A 17126-nucleotide genomic window follows, 5' to 3' on the forward strand; every position below is an offset into this window, starting at 1 on the left:
GCCGATCACCGGTCGAGGTCGCACGTCCCCCGCTACGACCGATGGGCCCGCACCCGGCGCTCCACGCGGAGGAGGTACTCCTTCCGGTGCAGCGGGTCGTCGTCGGTGCGGGGGCGCTGCGGCACCGGCCCGGTCACCGGCTCGTAGTGGTCGAACTCGTGCTCCAGCACGCCTTCCCCGCGGGTCAGGGCGGGGAGGAGCTGCTCCAGCCCGTGCACGGAGGCCGCGGGGACGAGGCCGTCCAGCCGGAGGTCCGCGCCGTGCACGACGGGCGCGTGCGCAACCGCGCGGAACCGGGAGAGCACCGGCAGCACGGCGCCGTAGGTGTCGGCGGGGACCTCGAGGTGGAAGCGGTGCACCGGCTCGTGCACCGTCGTGCCGGCCCGCTGCAGCGCGCTCATCAGCACCAGCGGCGTGAGGTGGCGGAAGTCGCGGGCGGTGCTCGACATGCTCTTGTCGAAGGTCGCGTGGGCGTGGCTCTGCCGCGGCGCGTACCCGGAGCGGGTCATGGTCACCGTGCAGTCGAGCACCTGCCAGCCGTGCAGCCCCTGGTGCAGCGTCTCGCGGACGGTCTCCTCGACCGCGACGAAGAACGCGTAGGGCATGGACCCGAGCTCGACGCCCAGCCGGAACACCACACCCGATCCGAGCGGGCCCGGCTCCACGCGCAGCCCGACCGTGGCGAGGAACGGGTTGGGCTCGACCTTCATGACCTCCGCGGCGGCACCCACCCCGGCCGGCCGCTCCACGCAGATCGTGGTGGACTCGCGGAATTCGACCTCGATGCCGAACTCCTCGGCGAGCGTGGCCTGCACGACCTCCTTCTGCACCTCGCCGTAGAGCGACACGGCGATCTCCCGGCCGTCGTGGCGCAGGTCGATCAGCGGGTCCTGCTCGGCGAGCAGGGTGAGCGCGGCGTGCAGCGCTCCGCGCTCGGCCGGCGTGGCCGGCACCACCACCGTCTCGAGGGTCGGCGGGGCGAACTGGCGGGCAGGGGCGCCGGGCCGGGGAACGCCGATGGGATCGCCGACCCGGATGTCGGGCAGCCCCCGCAGCGTGGCGATCTCGCCCGCGGTGACCGCCTGCCGCCGGACCGGCCTGCCACCCTCGACGGCGGCGAGCGCCGTGACCTTGCCGCCACCGGCGTCGAGGCGGTCCCGCACGCGGAGGGTGCCGGAGTGCAGGCGCGCGTAGGCGACCTTCTCGCCCGCCGGACCTCGTTCGATCTTGAAAACCGTGCCGGAGAGCGGCCCGTCCGGGTCGCCGTCGGACGCGGGCAGCAGCCCGGCGATGCCGGCCGTCAGCGCGTCGACGCCCGCGCCGGTGATCGCCGACCCGGCGAACACCGGGTACACCTGCGCCCGCGCGACCTGCGCCACGAGCTCGCGGTGCATGCGCTCGCAGGACAGCCCGCCGTCGAGCTGGGCAGTGTCGTCGAGGTACGTAGCGCCGATGTAATCGGCCAGCAGCGCGTCGTCGTTCTCGGCCAGCACCTCGGCGAGGCGCGCGGTGAACCCGGCGTCGTCCGGGCCGTGGGGGAGCACCTCGCCGTCCCGCACACCCACCATCGCGACGGCCGCGGGCGTCAGCCGCCTGTCGACGTCGGCCAGCACGCGGTCGACGTCCGCGCCCATGCGGTCGATCTTGTTGACGAACAGCAGGGTCGGGATCCGCAGCCGCCGCAGCGTGCGCATGAGCACGCGGGTCTGCGCCTGCACACCCTCGACGGCCGACAGCACGAGCACCGCGCCGTCGAGCACGCCGAGCACCCGCTCCACCTCGGCGATGAAGTCGGGGTGGCCGGGCGTGTCGATCAGGTTGACCGGGACCGGGCGGGGCCCGGTCCCGATGCGGAACGACACGACGGCGGAGCGGATCGTGATGCCGCGCCTGCGTTCGAGGTCGCCCGTGTCGGTCTGGGTGCTGCCCTCGTCGACGCTGCCGATGCGGTCGACCACCCCGGCGTCGTACAGCAGCCTCTCGGTGAGGCTGGTCTTACCGGCGTCGACGTGGGCGACGATTCCGAGGTTGAGCGTGCGAGCCAAGCGTCATGTCCTTCGGCGATGCGGAAGCGGCGGGGGTGGACGTGAACGCAGCTCGCATCGCGGGACTCCCTCTCGTCGATCAGTGGGGGAGTACAGCCCAGCACCCGCTGGGGCGGCAACCGGTTTAGCGCCGTACCTCGGTGCGCACCATGAGCCGCACGCGGTCGGCGCGGTACAGGTCGCGGGCGTACTCGACCGGCAGGGCGCCCACCGAGAGCGCCGTGCGTTCCACGCCCATGAGGGCCGTGCCGCGGACCACGCCGAGCGCGGCCGCCTCGGCCGGATCGGCGCTCACGGGTTCGAGGTACTCCACGGCGGTGTGCGGGGCGAGCCCGTACTCGTCGGCGAGCAGCTCGTAGATCGACCCCGTCAAGGGGTGGCCGAGCAGGCCGGGCAGCCGGTCGGCCGGCAGCCACGAGCGCTCCAGCGCCAGCGCCGCCCCGTCGGCGGAACGGACGCGCACCAGCTCGTAGACCGGGGCACCCGGCGCGAGCCGCAGCGCCTGCGCCACGGGCCCCTCGGCCTCGATGGTGCGCGCGGTGATGATCTCCGCGCCGGCCCTCCGGTGCGCGCGCCGCATCTGCTCGGTGAAGCCCGCGACGCCGGTGAGGTCGCAGTCGATCCGGGGCTCCGCGACGAAGGCGCCGCCCGAGCGTCCGGGGGTGCGGATGAGCACGCCCCGGCGCGCGAGCCCGTCGAGGGCCTGGCGCAGGGTCATCCGGCTCACCTGCAGCGCGGCGGCGAGCTCGCGCTCCCCGGGCAGCCGGTCGCCCGCCGAGATCGAGCCCGCGGTGATCTCCTCCATGAGCCACCGCTCGATCTGGGCGTGCGCCGGTACGCCGTTGTGGCGTTCCAGCGCGGGAGCGCGCCCGAGCAGCTCTGCCGACATCCGCCCAGGGTAAGCGCTATCGGGCCGGACCGGGGGCGGAACGCAGCGCGCGCGGGTGTAAATATCTGATATGGTCGGAGTGACGGAGGCCACAAGGGGATGGTTCGTGTCCGACCTGAAGTCGCAGACGATCTATCGCGCGCTGCGTGAGCGGATCCTGTCCAACGAGATCCTGTCGGGCACCCGCCTGGTTCTGCGCCAGCTGGCGAACGAGTACGACACCAGCGACATCCCGGTGCGCGAGGCGCTGCGGATGCTGGAGCGCGACGGGCTGGTCGAGATGATCCCGTACCGGGGCGCGCGGGTCACCACCCTCACGGCCCGGGAGATCGAGGAGACCTACTTCATCCGCGGCCACCTCGAGAGCATCGCCACGGGCCTGGCCGCCGAGCGCATCACCGACGCCGAGCTGCAGGTCCTCGACGAGCTCATGGTGCGGATGCGCGCGGCCGTGCGGGCGCAGGACGGCCCCGGCTTCTCGGACCTCAACCGCGAGTTCCACGCGACGATCGTCGGAGCCTGCGGCAACGAGATGCTCCGCGAGCTGACCATGGACATCTGGCAGCGCCACTCCGGCTTCCAGCGGGTCTTCCGCATGGTGCCGGAGCGGCTGGCCGCCTCGCAGTCCGAGCACGAAGGGATCATGGACGCACTGCGGGCGCGGGATCCCAAGCGCGCCGCGGCGCTGGCGCTGTGGCACAAGCGCTCGGTGGGCGACACCGTCAGCACCCTGCTGGCCGAGGAGCAACCGACGGTGGGCGGGGAGACGGCGTGAGCACGGCGGAGAAGGTCGGCGAGAACGTGCAGACCGTCGCGGTGGGGTTCGACCACGTCTACAAGGCGTTCGTGGCACGCGGGCGGCGCAGCGAGCCGGTGCTGGCCCTGCAGGACGTCGCGTTCGACGTGCGGCCGGGCGAGTTCGTGAGCCTCGTCGGTCCGTCCGGCTGCGGGAAGTCGACCTGCCTGAACATGGTGGCCGGGCTGGCCACCCCGTCCGAGGGCACCGTCACGCACCAGGGGCGTCCCGTGCGCGGGGTCAACACCGCGGTCGGCTACATCACGCAGGAGGACAACCTGCTGCCGTGGCGCACGCTCGCCGGCAACGTCGAACTCGGCATGGAGATGCGGGGCGTGCAGCGTGCCGAGCGCCGCGGGCGGGCCCGCGAGTTCATCGAGCTGGTCGGGCTCGCCGGCTTCGAGGAGCACTACCCGCACGAGCTGTCCGGGGGCATGCGCAAGCGGGCCGGGATCATCCGCACGCTGGTGTACGACAGCGACGTCGTGCTCATGGACGAGCCCTTCGGCCCGCTCGACGCGCAGACCAGGGTGATCCTGCAGGCCGAGCTGCTCAAGCTCTGGCAGCGTTCTCGCCCGACCGTGCTGTTCGTGACCCACGACCTGGTCGAGGCGATCGCGCTGTCGGACCGGATCCTGGTGTTCACGGCCAACCCGGGCACGGTGAAGCGCGAGTACCGCGTCGAGATCCCGCGCCCGCGCGATCCGTTCCGCATCCACGAGACGCCCGGGTTCGGCGAGCTGCACGAGGCGCTGTGGGCGGACATCCGTGCGGAGATAGGCGGCGGCGCACCATGACCGCCACCGTCGCCCCCGACGTCGGGCGGGGTGAAGCGGTGCTGGCCCGCACCGCCGCGGCGGACCGCAGGCGCGTGCGGTCGGAGCGGGCGGTGCTGTGGGCGGGCACCGCGGCGTTCGGCACGGCCATCCTGCTGTTCTGGCAGTTCGGCCTCGGTCACCTGGTGAACCCGCGGTACGTGAGCGACCCGGCCACGATCGCCGGCCGGGTCGGCGAGCTCGCGGCGGAGGGCGAGATCGTCCGGCACGTCGGGGTCACGCTCGGCGAGGCGGCCGTCGGGTTCGCGATCGGCTCGGTGCTGGGCCTGGCGAGCGCGTTCGCGCTGGCGCAGACCCGGCGCGGGTACGCGGTCTTCGAGCCGTTCCTGGTCGGGTTCTACTCGATCCCGAAGATCGCCCTCGCCCCCCTGTTCATCCTGTGGTTCGGCCTCGGCACGACGCCGAAGATCGTCATGGCGGCGCTGCTCGTCTACTTCGTGGTGTTCGTGAACACGGCCACCGGCATCCGCGAGGTGCGGCCCGGGCTGCTGCAGGTGTGCCGGGTGTTCGGCGCGAGCCGGCGCGACCTGCTGGTGAAGGTCACCCTGCCCTCGGCGGCACCCGCGATCGTCGCGAGCATCCGGATCACCGTCACCCGCGCGATCGAGGGCGCGCTGCTGTCGGAGTTCGTGGCCTCCACGCAGGGCCTGGGATACCTGGTGGCCCGGGCGTCGCGCGAGTTCGACATCGCCACCGTGTTCGCCGGGATCGTGATCATCGCGGCCGTGGTGATGGCGGCCAACGGGCTGCTCAGGTTCGTGGAGGGCCGGCTCTCGCCCTGGCACGGCGGACGGGTCCACGGATGAGGGCCCACGAACCGACCCCGGCGGGCACGGCCGTCCTCGACGCCACCCGCCGCGCCCACCACGCCGACCGCGCCGCCGAGCGCCGGTTCCTCGTGGCTGCGCGGCTCGGCATCGTCGTCGTCGCGCTCGCCGGATGGGAGCTCGCCTCCGGCACCCTGATCCGCTCGTTCTACGTGAGCTCGCCCGGTGACGTGGCCGCGACGCTCGTGGACTGGGCCGTCTCCGGGGAGCTCGGCTACCACGGCGCCTTCACGGTGACGGCCGCCGTACTCGGCTACGTGCTCGGCGCGGTCGCGGCCGTGCTGGTGGCGTGGCCGCTCGCCGTCCTGCGCACCGTCCACCGGATCACCGAGCCGTACTTCCTGGTGGCGTACTCGATCCCGGCGGTCGCGATGGGCCCGGTGTTCATACTCTGGTTCGGGATCGGGATGACGCCGAAGGTCCTCATCGCCGCCTACTTCGTGTTCTTCATCGTCTTCATCAACACGGTGGCGGGCTTCCAGCAGGTGCCCACCGGCCTGCTCGACGTCACCCGGGTCATGGGCGCGTCGCGGCGGGACCAGCTGCGCACGGTCCTGCTGCCCAGTGCCCTCCCGTTCGTGCTGGCCGCACTGCGGATCACCCTGCCCGCGGCGATGATCGGCGCGGTCACCGGCGAGTTCATCTCGTCCAACCGCGGGCTCGGCTACCTCACGCGCGCCGCCGCGTCGAGCTACTCCACGGCGGGCGTGCTCGCCGGCGTGCTCTCGCTCAGCGTGATCGTGCTGCTGATGAACCTGCTGCTGCGCCCGTTGCGGAACGCGCTGCGCTGGCAGCCGGACGTCGACGTGCCGCAGGCGGCCGACGGCCGGTGAAGATCAACGCTGCGGACCAACCCCATCGACAGGAGTGATCATGCGAGGACAACGGCGTTCCGCAGTTCTGGGTGGCGCATTGGCGATGGCGCTGACGCTCGGCGCGTGCGGCGGGGACGGGGGCGGCGCAGCGCCGGGGGAGGGAGGCCGCACCGCGATCACCGTGTCGTCGTTGCCGAGCGCCTTCCTCGCCCCGCTCTACATCGCCGAGAAGGACGGGCTCTTCGAGCGCGAGGGCCTCGACGTCACGATCGTCGAGCTGCAGAGCGGTGCCGACGGGGTGCCGGCCGCGATCTCCGGCAGCTCGCAGTACGCCGACCTGGGCTTCGACGACCTGGCCACCCTGTCCGCCGAAGGAGAGGACAGCCTGGTGATGGTGCACAACCTCGTGCGGCGGGTGACGTTCACGCTGGTGATGAACCCGGACGTCGCGCGCGAACGGGGGGTGAGCCGCGAGTCGCCGATCGAGGCGCGCTTCGCGGCGCTGAAGGGACTGCGGCTCGGCGTGACGTCCCCGGGGGCCGCGAGCGACAAGTACATGCGTTACTACCTGCGCGAGGCCGGTCTCGACCCGGAGCGCGACGCCGAGATCATCGCGATCGGTGACGGCGCGTCGCTGCTGGCGGCGCTGGAGACCGGCCAGATCGACGCCTACCAGCTCTCCCCGCCGACGCCGTACGTCGCGCAGGCCGAGGGGTTCGGCACCGTGCTCATCGACGGTCCCTCGGGTGACGTGCCGACGTTCGCCGACTTCGCCTACACGGGGTTCGCCGCCAACCGGGAGTGGGCGGACGCGAACCCGGAGGCCGCCCGCGCGTTCAGCCGTGCGCTGAACTCGGCCATGGGGCAGGTGCTGGCCGACCCGCGGGCCGCGGCCGAGAAGATCGTCGACCGGATGTCGGCGGGCGATCTCCCGGTGCTGCAGCAGACGCTCGAGGCGCTCGCGCCCGCCCTCTCCGCGGACGGCTGCTTCGACGCCGCGGCCGTGCAGACCACGCTCACCGTGATGCACGACGTGCAGATCACGGACTCGGCGGGCGACCCCGCCGAGGGCGCGCTGTGGACCAACGCGTACAACCAGTGCTGACCAGCATGACCAGGAAGGACATCCGGTGAAGATCGTTCGCTACGGGACGACCGGCGGCGCCGCGTGGGGCGTCCTCGACGACGGGGTCGTGCTGGCCGCCGAGGGCACGCCCTTCGCCGGTCTGCGGCCCACCGCGCAGGAGGTCGGCTCCCTGGCCGACGTGTCGCTGCTCGCCCCGGTGACCCCGCGCACCGTGCTGTGCGTCGGGCGCAACTACCGCTCCCACGCCGAGGAGTTCGGCAACGCCGTGCCGGCGGAGCCGCTGCTGTTCCTGAAGCCGCCCGCCGCGGTGGTCGGGCCGGGCGCCGACGTGGTGTACCCGCAGCTGTCGCAGCGCGTCGACCCGGAGGCCGAGCTCGTGCTCGTGATCGGGCGCACCGCGCGGAACGTCGCGGCCGCCGACGCCTGGGCCGTGATCGGCGGCTACACCTGCGGCAACGACGTCACCGCCCGCGACATCCAGCGCTCGGACGGCCAGTGGACCCGCGGCAAGGGGTTCGACACCTTCTGCCCGATCGGGCCGTGGGTCGACACCGATTTCGACCCGGCCGACGTCGGCGTCTCCTGCACGGTGGACGGCGAGCGCCGCCAGGACGGCCGCACCAAGGACCTGATCTTCCCGATCCCATTCCTCATCGAGTACATCACCCGGTTCACCACCCTCGAGCCCGGCGACGTGATCCTCACCGGCACGCCGGAGGGCGTCCGGTCGGTGGAGCCGGGCAACACGATCACGGTCGAGGTGGAGGGCCTGGGCGCCCTGACGAACAGGGTGGTCGCCGAGTAGCCCCACCGGCGTGTCAGCAGAGCCACCTGCATGACGCCAGAGGTCGTGGAAGTGGCTTTGCTGACATCAGGCCAGGCTCGCCCGCCACGCCTCGTGGAGCTTGCCGAACTCGCCGTCCTCGGCCAGGAGCACCTCCGGCGGGCCGTCCTGCACGATCCGGCCGTCGGACACCACCAGCACCCGGTCGGCGACGAGGACGGTCGAGAGGCGGTGGGCGATGATCAGCGCCGTGCGCCCGGCGAGCACCGTCTCGAGCGCCGCCTGCACCGCCCGCTCCGACGGGATGTCCAGCGAGGAGGTGGCCTCGTCGAGCAGCACGACGGCGGGGTCGGCGAGCACCACCCTCGCCAGCGCCACGAGCTGGCGCTGGCCCGCCGACAGCCGCCCGCCGCGCTTGCGGACGTCGGTGTCGAAGCCGTCCGGCAGCGCCTCGATGAACTCCCGCGCCCCCACGGCTGCTGCGGCGGCGACGATCTCGGCGCGGGACGGCACCCCGCCCGCCCGCCGGCCCATCGCGATGTTCTCGGCGACCGAGCCGGAGAACAGGAAGGCCTCCTGGGTGATCATCACCAGTGCGGAGCGCAGGTCGGCGTCGGTGATGTCGCGCAGGTCGACGCCGTCGAGCCGCACCGTGCCCCCGGTGGGGTCGTAGAAGCGCGCCGCGAGCTTGGCGAGGGTCGACTTGCCGGCACCGGTGGCGCCCACGAGCGCGACGGTCTGCCCGGCCGGCACCCGCAGTGAGAACTCCGGCAGCACGGTGCGCTGGGGTGCCCGCTGGTAGGCGAACCGCACCCGGTCGAACTCCAGCTCACCGCGCACCGGGCGGGGCAGCGGCACCGGGCGCTCCGGATCGGGCACCCCGACCGGCGTGTCCAGCACCGACGCGATCTTCTCCAGCGCCGCGGCGGCCGACTGGTAGGCGTTGAAGAACTGGGCGAGGTCGTCGAGCGGGTCGTAGAAGCGGCGCAGGTACAGCACGAACGCGGTGAGCGCCCCGAGCGCGAGCGTGCCGTCGACGACGCGGAGCCCGCCGAGCAGCAGCACGATGGCCAGCGTGGCGTTGCCGACGAGCCGGACCGCGGCCACGTACCAGGCGACCGTGAGGAACGCGGTGGCGGTGGCGTCGCGGTGGGCGGACGCGAGGCCGTGCATGATCTCGTCGTTGCGGGGTTCCCTGCGGAACGCCTGCACGGCCCGGACCCCGTTGACCGACTCGACGAAGTGCACGATCACCCGGGCCACGGTGCTGCGGGTGCGCCGGTAGCTGGCCCGGGACCGGCGCTGGAACCAGCGCGTGACCAGCAGCAGCGGGACGAACCCTCCCAGCACCACGGCCGCGAGCAGCGGGTCGATCCACACCAGCAGCACCGTGATCCCGACCAGCGACAGCAGCGCGCCGAACAGCCCGTCGAGGCCCTTCTCGAGCAGGTCGGAGAGGGCATCGACGTCGCTGGTGAGCCGCGAGATCAACCGGCCCGACGTGAACGACTCGTGGAAGTCCAGCGACAGCCGTTGCCCGTGGGCGAAGAGCCGCTCGCGGACGTCCAGCAGCAGGTCCTGGCCGATGCGCCCGGACAGCAGGAGGAACGCCGAGCGCAGCCCGGCGCCGGCGATCCCGGTGGCGGCGTACCCGCCGATGGCCGCCGCGAGGGGGCCCGGCCGCCCGCCGAGCGCGGCCGGCACGCCGGTGTCGATGGCGTACGCCACCATCAGCGGGCCGGCGAGCACGACCGCGTTCTCGGCGACGAGGAGCACCGCGGCCAGCACCACCGCGCGCCGGTGCGGCCGCAGCAGCTCCGCGACGAGCCGGCGGGCCCGCGCCTGCAACCGCAGCCCCGTGCGGTCGTCGACGGCGTCGGCCTCGTCGTCCTCCTCGGCGATCCCGCGCCAGGCCTCGTCCTCCGTGCCGGCCCCGGTGTCCGTCGGTGTCACGCCCCCACCTCCTCGCGGTCCTCGTCGCTGCTGGCCAGCAACCTGCGGTACTCCGGGACGGTGGCGAGCAGCTGGCTGTGCGTGCCCACCGCGGCGATCCGGCCGTCGTCGAGCAGGGCCACCCGGTCGGCCAGCTGCACGGTGGACGGCCGGTGCGCCACGACCAGCGCCGTGACCCCGCCCAGCACCCGGCGCAACGCGGCCTCCACCTCGGCCTCGGTGTGCACGTCGAGCGCGGAGAGCGGGTCGTCGAGCACGAGCACCGGCGGGTGCCCGGCCACGGCCCTGGCCAGGGCGAGCCGCTGGCGCTGTCCACCCGAGAGGGACATGCCCTGCTCGCCGATGCGGGTGTCGAGGCCCCACGGCAGCGCGGCGACGAACCCGTCGGCGCTGGCTACGCGCAGTGCGTCCCACACCTGCTCGTCGGAGGAGCCGGGGGATCCGAGCAGCACGTTCTCCCGCACGCTCGCCGAGATCAGCACCGGGTCCTCGAACGCCGTGGCGACAGCGGTGCGCAGGTCGGCCAGCCGGAGCCGGCGCACGTCCACGCCGTCGAGCAGGACCGCGCCGCCGGTGACGTCGTGCAGACGGGTGACGAGCGCGGTGAGGGTGGTCTTGCCGGACCCCGTGGCCCCGACCAGTGCCATGGTCTCGCCGGGCCGCACGGCGAGGTCGACGCCGGACAGGATCTCCCGGTCGCCGCCGGGGTGGCGGAACCGCACCCCGCGCAGCTCGAGGGCGCCGCGCACCGGGTGCGGCAGCGGCTGCGGGTCGGCGGGGTCGACGATGTCCGGTGCGACGTCGCGGACCTCCCAGTAGCGCCTGGTCGCGGCCGCGGCGTTGCTCGCCTCGGCCAGCAGCCAGCCCAGCGACGCGATCGGCCAGTACAGGTAGGTCATCACCGTGACGGCCGCGACGAGCGTGCCGATCGTGAGGGAACCGCCCGCCACGCCCCACGCGCCCAGCCCGAGCACCACGGCGATCGCCGACTCGGGCAGCAGCACGAGCACCGCCCACAGCGCGGCGATGAGCCGGATCTTGAGCAGCTCGGTGCCCCGCAGGCCGCGTGCCTCGGCCACGAAGCGCTCGGTGAAGCGCCGCCCCCGGCCGAGGGACTTGAGCACCCGGATCCCGAGCGCCGACTCCTCGATGGCGGTGGTGAGGTCGCCCGCCTGGTCCTGGGCGCGGCGGGCGGCGACGGAGAACCGGCGCTCCAGCAGCACCGTGAGGACGAGCAGCGGCACGGCGGTGACCGCGATGACGGCCCCGAGCCACACCGACAGCCACAGCAGCACGCCGATGCCCACCAGCACCGTGAGCACGTTGACCACGAGGAAGATGCCGGAGAACGCGACGAACCAGCGGATCGTGGTGAGGTCGGCCGTGGCGCGCGAGAGCAGCTGCCCGGACGGCCACCCGTCGTGGAAGGCCACCGGCAACCGCTGCAGGTGCGCGAACAGGTCGGTGCGCAGCGCGGCCTCGATGCCGGTGCTGGGCCGGGCCACCAGGCGCCTGCGCAGGAACATCAGCGCGGCTTCCAGTACACCGAGCCCGAGCACACCCAGCACCAGCCACGGCAGGGAGCCCGCGTCGCCCCGCGCGATGGGACCGTCGACGATCGCGCGTGTGACCAGCGGGATCGTCAGGCCCGACAGGGTGCCGGCGAGCGCCGCCGCACCGCCCCCGAGCAGCGCCCGGCGATGCGGGCGGACGTAGGGGGCGAGGCGGCGGAGGGTGGAAAGGGAGGCCCGTGCGGGCGGCGGCTCCGTCATGGCTCGATCGACGCTAGAACGGCATGGCGGCCCGCGCACCCGAGTTGTCCCACGGGAGAGACGCAACCACCTCCACACGGGTTGAAGTCCAGTCCGGTGGAAGTGGCAGGCTGGGAACAGCAGAAGATCGTAGGGGAAGGAACCGTCGTGGCGGCAGGACAACTGAGGATCGGCTACAAGGCGTCCGCGGAGCAGTTCGCGCCCCGGGACCTGGTGGAGTACGCCGTGCGCGCGGAGGAGGTGGGGCTCGACAGCGTCGTGACGTCGGACCACTTCCTGCCGTGGCGCCACGAGGGCGGGCACGCGCCCGCGTCGCTCGCGTGGTTCGCGGCGGTGGGGGAGCGCACGTCGCGCGTGCTGGTCGGCACCTCCGTGCTCACCCCGACGTTCCGCTACAACCCGGCGGTGCTCGCCCAGACGTTCGCCACCCTGGGCCTGCTGTACCCGGGCCGCGTGATGCTCGGCGTCGGCACCGGCGAGGCGCTCAACGAGATCGCGGTGTCCGGCCGGGAGTGGCCGGAGTTCAAGGAGCGGTTCGCCCGGCTGCGCGAGTCGATCCGGCTGATGCGCGAGCTCTGGACCGAGGGGGAGGTGTCGTTCGAGGGCGAGTACTACCGCACCGTCGGGGCCACGATCTACGACCGGCCCGAGCAGCCGGTACCGGTCTACGTGGCCGCGGGCGGCCCGGTGGTGGCCAAGTACGCGGGCCGCTCGGGCGACGGCTTCATCTGCACCTCCGGCAAGGGCATGGACCTGTACACCGACAAGCTCATCCCCGCCGTCGAGGAGGGCGCGGCGGCCGCGGGGCGCGACGCCGCGGAGGTCGACCGGATGATCGAGATCAAGCTGTCCTACGACCGCGACCCGCAGCAGGCGCTGGAGAACACCCGGTTCTGGGCGCCGCTCTCGCTCACGGCCGAGCAGAAGCACAGCGTCCACTCGGCCGTGGAGATGGAACGCCTCGCCGACGAGCTGCCCATCGAGCAGGTGGCGAAGCGCTGGATCGTGGCCTCCGACCCGGACGAGGCCGTGGCGCAGATCAAGCCCTACGTCGACGCCGGGCTGAACCACCTCGTGTTCCACGGCCCCGGGCACGACCAGGAGCGCTTCCTGTCCCAGTTCGCCGAGGACGTCCTGCCGCGCCTGCGTGCACTGGCCGCCTGACGGCCTCGTGAGCGGATACGGGTGCTCGGGCACCCGTATCCGCTCACGGGTGGGTCACTTCTTGCCGCGCGACTTCTCGGTCTTGCGGTCGTTCGCCTTCTTGATGGCGTCGACCAGCTCGTCCTTCTTCATCGACGAGCGGCCGCGGATGTCGAGCTTCTTCGCGACGTCCATCAGGTGCGACTTCGGGGCGTTGGCGTCGACGCCGCCCGCGGTCGGCTTGCTCTGCTTGCGGCCGGGGCCGGCGGCCTGCTCGTCCGACGCACCCTTGCGGCCCTTGGGCTCCCAGTGGTCGCCGACCTTCTCGTGGGTGTGCTTGAGCGCGGCGAACGCGACGCGGCGGGCGCGGCCGCCCTGGTCGCCGTAGGTCTCCATCGCCGAGTCGTAGGTCTCCACCCACGTGCGCTTGGCCTTGTCGTCCGAGCGCTCCACCGTGCTCGGCATCGCGTCCTTGCCCGGCATCCGTTCACACCTCCACTCGGCGGCGCGCCGGTGGGCGCGGGGTGTCCAGGAAGCGCCGGACGCCCTTCAACCCGTACCGGTCCACCGCGGTCTTGATCAATCCGAAGATCGCGCCCTGCAGCGTGGCGGCCAGCAGCACCTCGCGGGTGGTGTAGTCGTCCGACAGCGGCTGCGGCGTCTCGTCCTCGTTCGAGATCCGCTTCCACACGATCCCGAAGACCTTGCCGGCGAGCAGGCCGCCGATCAGCCCGAAGAGCAGCCCGATCGGCTTGTAGGCGAGCTTCTCGAGGCCGGTCAGCTCGTTGCCGTCCCCGCGCTTCATCGCTCACTCTCCGCGCGCGCCTCGGCGCCGGTCTCGCCCTCGGCGCCGGCGTCCTCCCCGGCGACGCGCCCGACGAACTCCTCGTTCTCGTCGGTGCCCGTGGTGCTCGGCCCGTCCGGGTCGCCGTGGCGCGGATCAGGGCGATCCTTGCGATCGGGCTCGACGCCGCCCGCGTCGCGGCTCCGCGCGACCTTCGGGTCGGCCTCGACGTCCGGTTCGGAGGTCCTGTGCATGACGTCCGGGTACCCGATCTTGCGGGTCCCGAACACGGAAAACCGGTGGCGCGGGCGCCGTTCCGAGCGGATCAGTGCAGATCAGTACGGGCGCGAGGCCCCGCCACCCGAGACGAGCCGGCGGCTGCCGCCCACGGCGCCCCGGACCGCGCGCAGCGCAGGCAGCTGCACTGCCGAGCGCGGCATCGGGCGGCGGGCCCGCAGCACGGGCCACACCGGCGACGGCGGGAAGAGCGCGTCGAGGCTGCTGGAGGCGGGCCCGCCGACGCTGGAGCGCAGCAGCTCCTCGTAGGCGTCGTACTCGGCGACGGCGGCGGCGATGTTGCCCTGGGCGAGGTGGGCCTCGATCAGGGCCCGGCGCGCGCTCTCCCGGCTCGGTGCGGTGCGCACCGCCATCTCGGCGAGCGCGACGGCCTCGGCGTGCCGGCCCGCGGCCGACAGGCGCAGGCTGCGCTCCTCGAGCGCGTGCAGCCGCAGCTGGCGGAACCGCTCGCGCTCCACGGCGATCCAGGCGGCGGTCCAGCCGGGCAGGATGTCGGCCGACAGCAGCGCGATGTCGGGGCTGTCGGTGGCCGGGATCTCGGGGAGGGCCCGTACGAGGCCCAGCGCGTCGGCGAGGTCGACCTGGACGTCCGCGGCGAGGGCGAGCGGTGCCTCGAGGTCGCCGTCGCTGAAGAGCGTGGGGATGCCGACGGCGGTGGCCGCCTCGTTCAGGAGGCGCTGGGCGGCCGCGGCGGGGACGCCGGGCCAGAGGTCGGCAGCGAGCGCGGCGTGCTCCTGCGGGCGGGGGTGCACGGCGAGGTAGGCGACGAGCCTGCGCGAGTCGACCCCGAGCGGGACGGCGGCCCCGTCCGAGACGAGGGTGAAGGACCCCAGCACACGCACCGCGTGCCGGGCGCCTGGATGCGCCTGAGTCGTGCGAGATCGTCGCTGATCGTCAGACATGATCGTCCCATGTGTGGAAGTGCCCGGCTGGAAGCTCGCAGGGACCCGTCGGCGGCGTGACAGCGCCCGAGTCCGCGAAAGAGTGTTCTCCCGAGCGACCGCGTTGCCAAGGGGCATGTTCGTCACACTTCCGGCTGCTCTGCGGCCGTCCGGGTGACGTGCGAGTCACCGCCATCTTACTCATGGGGTGGCGTGCACCCGAACGTGGGTGCCCCGGCCGTCGGCCCACACGTGGAGCGAGTCGCAGAGCTGGCGGGCGATCCAGACGCCGCGCCCGCGGGGCTCGGCCGGGTGGGGGGCCTGCAGCCCGGGCAACGGGTCGCGGAGGGTGCCGCCGTCGTCGATCTCGCACAGCAGCCCGTCCCGTCCCGTCCACAGCGACAGCTGCGCCTCCGGGCTGCCGTGCTCGACGGCGTTGGTGGCCAGCTCGTTGACGGCGAGCACGACGTCCTCGACCCGCTCGCGCTCGTAGCCGCGGCCGGACAGCGCCTGCTCGACGGTGCTGCGCACCTCGTGCAGCTGCCACGCGCTGAACGTCATCCGCAGGTCCGGCGGGCCGAGCAGCGGCGGCTGGGCGGCCGGCCGCGCGGTGAGGACGGCGCGTGGGTCGTGGTGACCGGGGTTGTGCCGCAGCTCGCCGTCGCTGAGCAGGAGCGGGTGGTTGCGCCGCGCCCCGTCGAGGATCTCCAGGTGCAGGGGGAGCTCGGGGTAGAAGCAGGTGACGCGCACCGGCAGGTCGGCGAGCGCGACGTTCAGCGCAGCGTCGAGCTCGGTCCAGAAGCGGCCGTCGGCGCCGTCGAAGGCGGCCGCGTGCTCGTTGACCACGGTGACCGGGCGGCCGTTCGCGACGCTCATCGCGCGCAGCTCGAGGGCCCACCGGGCGGCGAGCGTCTGTGCGGACGCGCCGGCGGGGCCACCGTCCGGCCGGTGCAGGCGGACCACCCGGTCCTCGGAGGGGAGGCCGCCGTGCAGCCGGTCGGCGAGTGCCCGCTCCGTGCCCGGCTCCAGCGCCGTGGCCAGCGGCTCGTCGCGGTCGAGGGCCTGCTCCACGAGCGGGACGAGCTGGTCGATCAGGTGGGTGGTGGAGGCGTGGAACCCGGCGGCGTGTTCGAGGCGGACGGCGTTGGCCGAGCGGGTGGTCTCGATCCTCATGCGGGGGCCTGCGCGTTCCGCGCCCCGTCGTTCGGGGGCTCCCCGTCCGATGGGGCGTCGTCGGAGTGGCGCGGGTGCCGGTCCTGCTCGTGCGGGGCCTGTTCGATCGGGGCCTGTTCGATCACGGTGCGCTCGTTCTCGAGGTCGTCGGCGTGGGGATGTGCGGCCGGTGGCTGGTCGCTGCGGGTACGCACGACGAGCTGGGTGGCGAACGGCGCCCCGCACCGGTCCAGTACCCGCTGCACCCGGGGCCGAACGCCGGTGAGCACCAGCCGGTGGGCGTTGGGGAACTCCTCGGCGGCGTGGACGAGCCCGACGGCACCCGCGACGTCGAGGAAACGCAGCGACGACAGGTCGAGGCAGATGTCGGTGGGGGCGTCCGGGAGGCGCAGCGCCTTGTCGAGCGCGGCCTCCAGGAAGCTGCGGATGCGCGGCCGGTTGCTGTGGTCCACCTCGCCGGCGACCCGGGCGGAGCCGGGGCCGAGCGCGGTGATCCGCAGGAGGCCGTCGTCGTAGATCGCGGGCGCGACGACCTCGGTGCGGTGCGCGGCCCGCATCGCCTCCACGACCTCCTCCGGGTAGCGGGCCCGGTCGTAGATGCACAGGACGTGCGCCGGCCGGTCGCGGACGACCTCCTCGATGACCCGGTCGTAGTCGGCCATGCCGGACGCGCGCGTGTCTCCGGCGGCGTGCTTCACGGCGAACGTGAGCCTGCCGGTGATGCGCACGGCCGGGTAGCCGGCGGCGAGTGCGGCGTCGACCGTGGCGCGCACCGCCTCGGCGACCTCGCGGGGCGAGCGGTGCCGGTCGCTCGGGACGATGGTGAAGCGGCCCTCGCGCAGCGGCCCGGCCACCGCCACGCCGTCGTCGGTCATCCGTTCGAGCACGCGGTCGGAGGTGCCGTCGTCGAAGTAGATGACGTGCTCGCCGCGGACGAGCCCGTGCGCGAGGAACTCGGCGGAGATCTGCCACAGCTGTTCGTCGCTCACGGGCACCGCGACGGCATGGTCGACGGACCCGCAGTCCTCGACCGTTGTCGTCATC

Annotated in this window: 17 protein-coding genes; 7 read left to right on the forward strand and 10 right to left on the reverse strand. The window is 73.3% G+C overall.

The window, feature by feature from the left end; genetic code table 11:
• Window positions 1-32: 32 nt before the first annotated feature.
• Both ABEA81_RS09115 and ABEA81_RS09120 read right to left on the reverse strand, forming a co-directional pair.
• On the reverse strand, window positions 33-2045 hold the full coding sequence (locus tag ABEA81_RS09115; protein WP_345604438.1) for a translation factor GTPase family protein: 2013 nt from the start codon (window positions 2043-2045) through the stop codon (window positions 33-35).
• Between the two features lie 124 nt (window positions 2046-2169).
• Window positions 2170-2934 (reverse strand): GntR family transcriptional regulator, encoded by a 765-nt coding sequence (locus tag ABEA81_RS09120; protein ID WP_345604439.1) that lies wholly within the window; start codon window positions 2932-2934, stop codon window positions 2170-2172.
• A 106-nt stretch (window positions 2935-3040) separates the two neighbouring features.
• Between ABEA81_RS09120 and ABEA81_RS09125 the strand changes: the two genes are divergently transcribed.
• From ABEA81_RS09125 to ABEA81_RS09150, 6 genes are read left to right on the forward strand one after another with little or no spacing between them, the layout of a single operon-like run.
• A complete protein-coding gene (locus ABEA81_RS09125; RefSeq protein WP_345604440.1) occupies window positions 3041-3709 on the forward strand; it encodes a GntR family transcriptional regulator in 669 nt (222 codons plus the stop codon).
• On the forward strand, window positions 3706-4527 hold the full coding sequence (locus ABEA81_RS09130; protein WP_345604441.1) for an ABC transporter ATP-binding protein: 822 nt from the start codon (window positions 3706-3708) through the stop codon (window positions 4525-4527). The genes ABEA81_RS09125 and ABEA81_RS09130 overlap by 4 nt, the downstream gene beginning before the upstream one ends.
• Window positions 4524-5372 carry an ABC transporter permease gene (locus ABEA81_RS09135; RefSeq protein WP_345604442.1) on the forward strand — a complete coding sequence of 283 codons (849 nt, stop codon included), beginning with the start codon at window positions 4524-4526 and terminating at the stop codon, window positions 5370-5372. The genes ABEA81_RS09130 and ABEA81_RS09135 overlap by 4 nt, the downstream gene beginning before the upstream one ends.
• Entirely contained in the window at window positions 5369-6226 is an 858-nt protein-coding gene (locus ABEA81_RS09140; protein ID WP_345604444.1) for an ABC transporter permease, read from the forward strand. Before ABEA81_RS09135 ends, ABEA81_RS09140 begins: the two co-directional genes overlap by 4 nt.
• 40 nt (window positions 6227-6266) lie before the next feature.
• Entirely contained in the window at window positions 6267-7313 is a 1047-nt protein-coding gene (locus tag ABEA81_RS09145) for an ABC transporter substrate-binding protein (protein ID WP_345604445.1), read from the forward strand.
• Between the two features lie 25 nt (window positions 7314-7338).
• Window positions 7339-8100, forward strand: a complete 762-nt coding sequence (locus ABEA81_RS09150; protein ID WP_345604447.1) for a fumarylacetoacetate hydrolase family protein — start codon at window positions 7339-7341, stop codon at window positions 8098-8100.
• A 66-nt stretch (window positions 8101-8166) separates the two neighbouring features.
• Here ABEA81_RS09150 and ABEA81_RS09155 read toward each other — a convergent pair whose 3' ends face one another.
• Window positions 8167-10032, reverse strand: coding sequence for an ABC transporter ATP-binding protein (locus ABEA81_RS09155; protein WP_345604449.1), 1866 nt, complete (start codon window positions 10030-10032; stop codon window positions 8167-8169).
• Window positions 10029-11804, reverse strand: a complete 1776-nt coding sequence (locus ABEA81_RS09160; protein WP_345604450.1) for an ABC transporter ATP-binding protein — start codon at window positions 11802-11804, stop codon at window positions 10029-10031. Before ABEA81_RS09160 ends, ABEA81_RS09155 begins: the two co-directional genes overlap by 4 nt.
• Window positions 11805-11951: 147 nt before the next feature.
• Here ABEA81_RS09160 and fgd point away from each other — a divergent pair, with 147 nt between their 5' ends.
• Window positions 11952-12968: a glucose-6-phosphate dehydrogenase (coenzyme-F420) gene (fgd, locus tag ABEA81_RS09165; RefSeq protein ID WP_345604451.1), complete on the forward strand. Its 1017-nt coding sequence runs from the start codon at window positions 11952-11954 to the stop codon at window positions 12966-12968.
• A gap of 54 nt (window positions 12969-13022) precedes the next feature.
• Here the strand turns inward: fgd and ABEA81_RS09170 are convergent, their stop codons facing one another.
• The 6 genes from ABEA81_RS09170 to ABEA81_RS09195 form a co-directional block, all read right to left on the reverse strand.
• Window positions 13023-13430, reverse strand: coding sequence for a ChaB family protein (locus ABEA81_RS09170; RefSeq protein WP_345604452.1), 408 nt, complete (start codon window positions 13428-13430; stop codon window positions 13023-13025).
• A 4-nt stretch (window positions 13431-13434) separates the two neighbouring features.
• Entirely contained in the window at window positions 13435-13752 is a 318-nt protein-coding gene (locus ABEA81_RS09175; protein WP_345604453.1) for a DUF4235 domain-containing protein, read from the reverse strand.
• A complete protein-coding gene (locus tag ABEA81_RS09180; RefSeq protein WP_345604454.1) occupies window positions 13749-13985 on the reverse strand; it encodes a hypothetical protein in 237 nt (78 codons plus the stop codon). The genes ABEA81_RS09175 and ABEA81_RS09180 overlap by 4 nt, the downstream gene beginning before the upstream one ends.
• Window positions 13986-14066: 81 nt before the next feature.
• On the reverse strand, window positions 14067-14864 hold the full coding sequence (locus tag ABEA81_RS09185) for an AfsR/SARP family transcriptional regulator (protein WP_345604455.1): 798 nt from the start codon (window positions 14862-14864) through the stop codon (window positions 14067-14069).
• A 246-nt stretch (window positions 14865-15110) separates the two neighbouring features.
• Window positions 15111-16082, reverse strand: a complete 972-nt coding sequence (locus tag ABEA81_RS09190; RefSeq protein ID WP_345604456.1) for an ATP-binding protein — start codon at window positions 16080-16082, stop codon at window positions 15111-15113.
• A complete protein-coding gene (locus ABEA81_RS09195; protein ID WP_345604457.1) occupies window positions 16079-17125 on the reverse strand; it encodes an MEDS domain-containing protein in 1047 nt (348 codons plus the stop codon). Before ABEA81_RS09195 ends, ABEA81_RS09190 begins: the two co-directional genes overlap by 4 nt.
• Window position 17126: the final 1 nt, after the last annotated feature.

The sequence above is a fragment of the Pseudonocardia adelaidensis genome, assembly GCF_039543345.1.
GTDB classification, from domain to species: Bacteria; Actinomycetota; Actinomycetes; order Mycobacteriales; family Pseudonocardiaceae; genus Pseudonocardia; species Pseudonocardia adelaidensis.

Coding starts and splice junctions, on each gene's coding strand:
- ABEA81_RS09120 (WP_345604439.1), bottom strand. CDS start 2,934: ATGTCGGCAGAGCTGCTCGGGCGCGCTCCCGCGCTGGAACGCCACAAC.
- ABEA81_RS09135 (WP_345604442.1), top strand. CDS start 4,524: ATGACCGCCACCGTCGCCCCCGACGTCGGGCGGGGTGAAGCGGTGCTG.
- ABEA81_RS09140 (WP_345604444.1), top strand. CDS start 5,369: ATGAGGGCCCACGAACCGACCCCGGCGGGCACGGCCGTCCTCGACGCC.
- ABEA81_RS09145 (WP_345604445.1), top strand. CDS start 6,267: ATGCGAGGACAACGGCGTTCCGCAGTTCTGGGTGGCGCATTGGCGATG.
- ABEA81_RS09160 (WP_345604450.1), bottom strand. CDS start 11,804: ATGACGGAGCCGCCGCCCGCACGGGCCTCCCTTTCCACCCTCCGCCGC.
- ABEA81_RS09170 (WP_345604452.1), bottom strand. CDS start 13,430: ATGCCGGGCAAGGACGCGATGCCGAGCACGGTGGAGCGCTCGGACGAC.
- ABEA81_RS09175 (WP_345604453.1), bottom strand. CDS start 13,752: ATGAAGCGCGGGGACGGCAACGAGCTGACCGGCCTCGAGAAGCTCGCC.
- ABEA81_RS09180 (WP_345604454.1), bottom strand. CDS start 13,985: ATGCACAGGACCTCCGAACCGGACGTCGAGGCCGACCCGAAGGTCGCG.
- ABEA81_RS09190 (WP_345604456.1), bottom strand. CDS start 16,082: ATGAGGATCGAGACCACCCGCTCGGCCAACGCCGTCCGCCTCGAACAC.
- ABEA81_RS09195 (WP_345604457.1), bottom strand. CDS start 17,125: ATGACGACAACGGTCGAGGACTGCGGGTCCGTCGACCATGCCGTCGCG.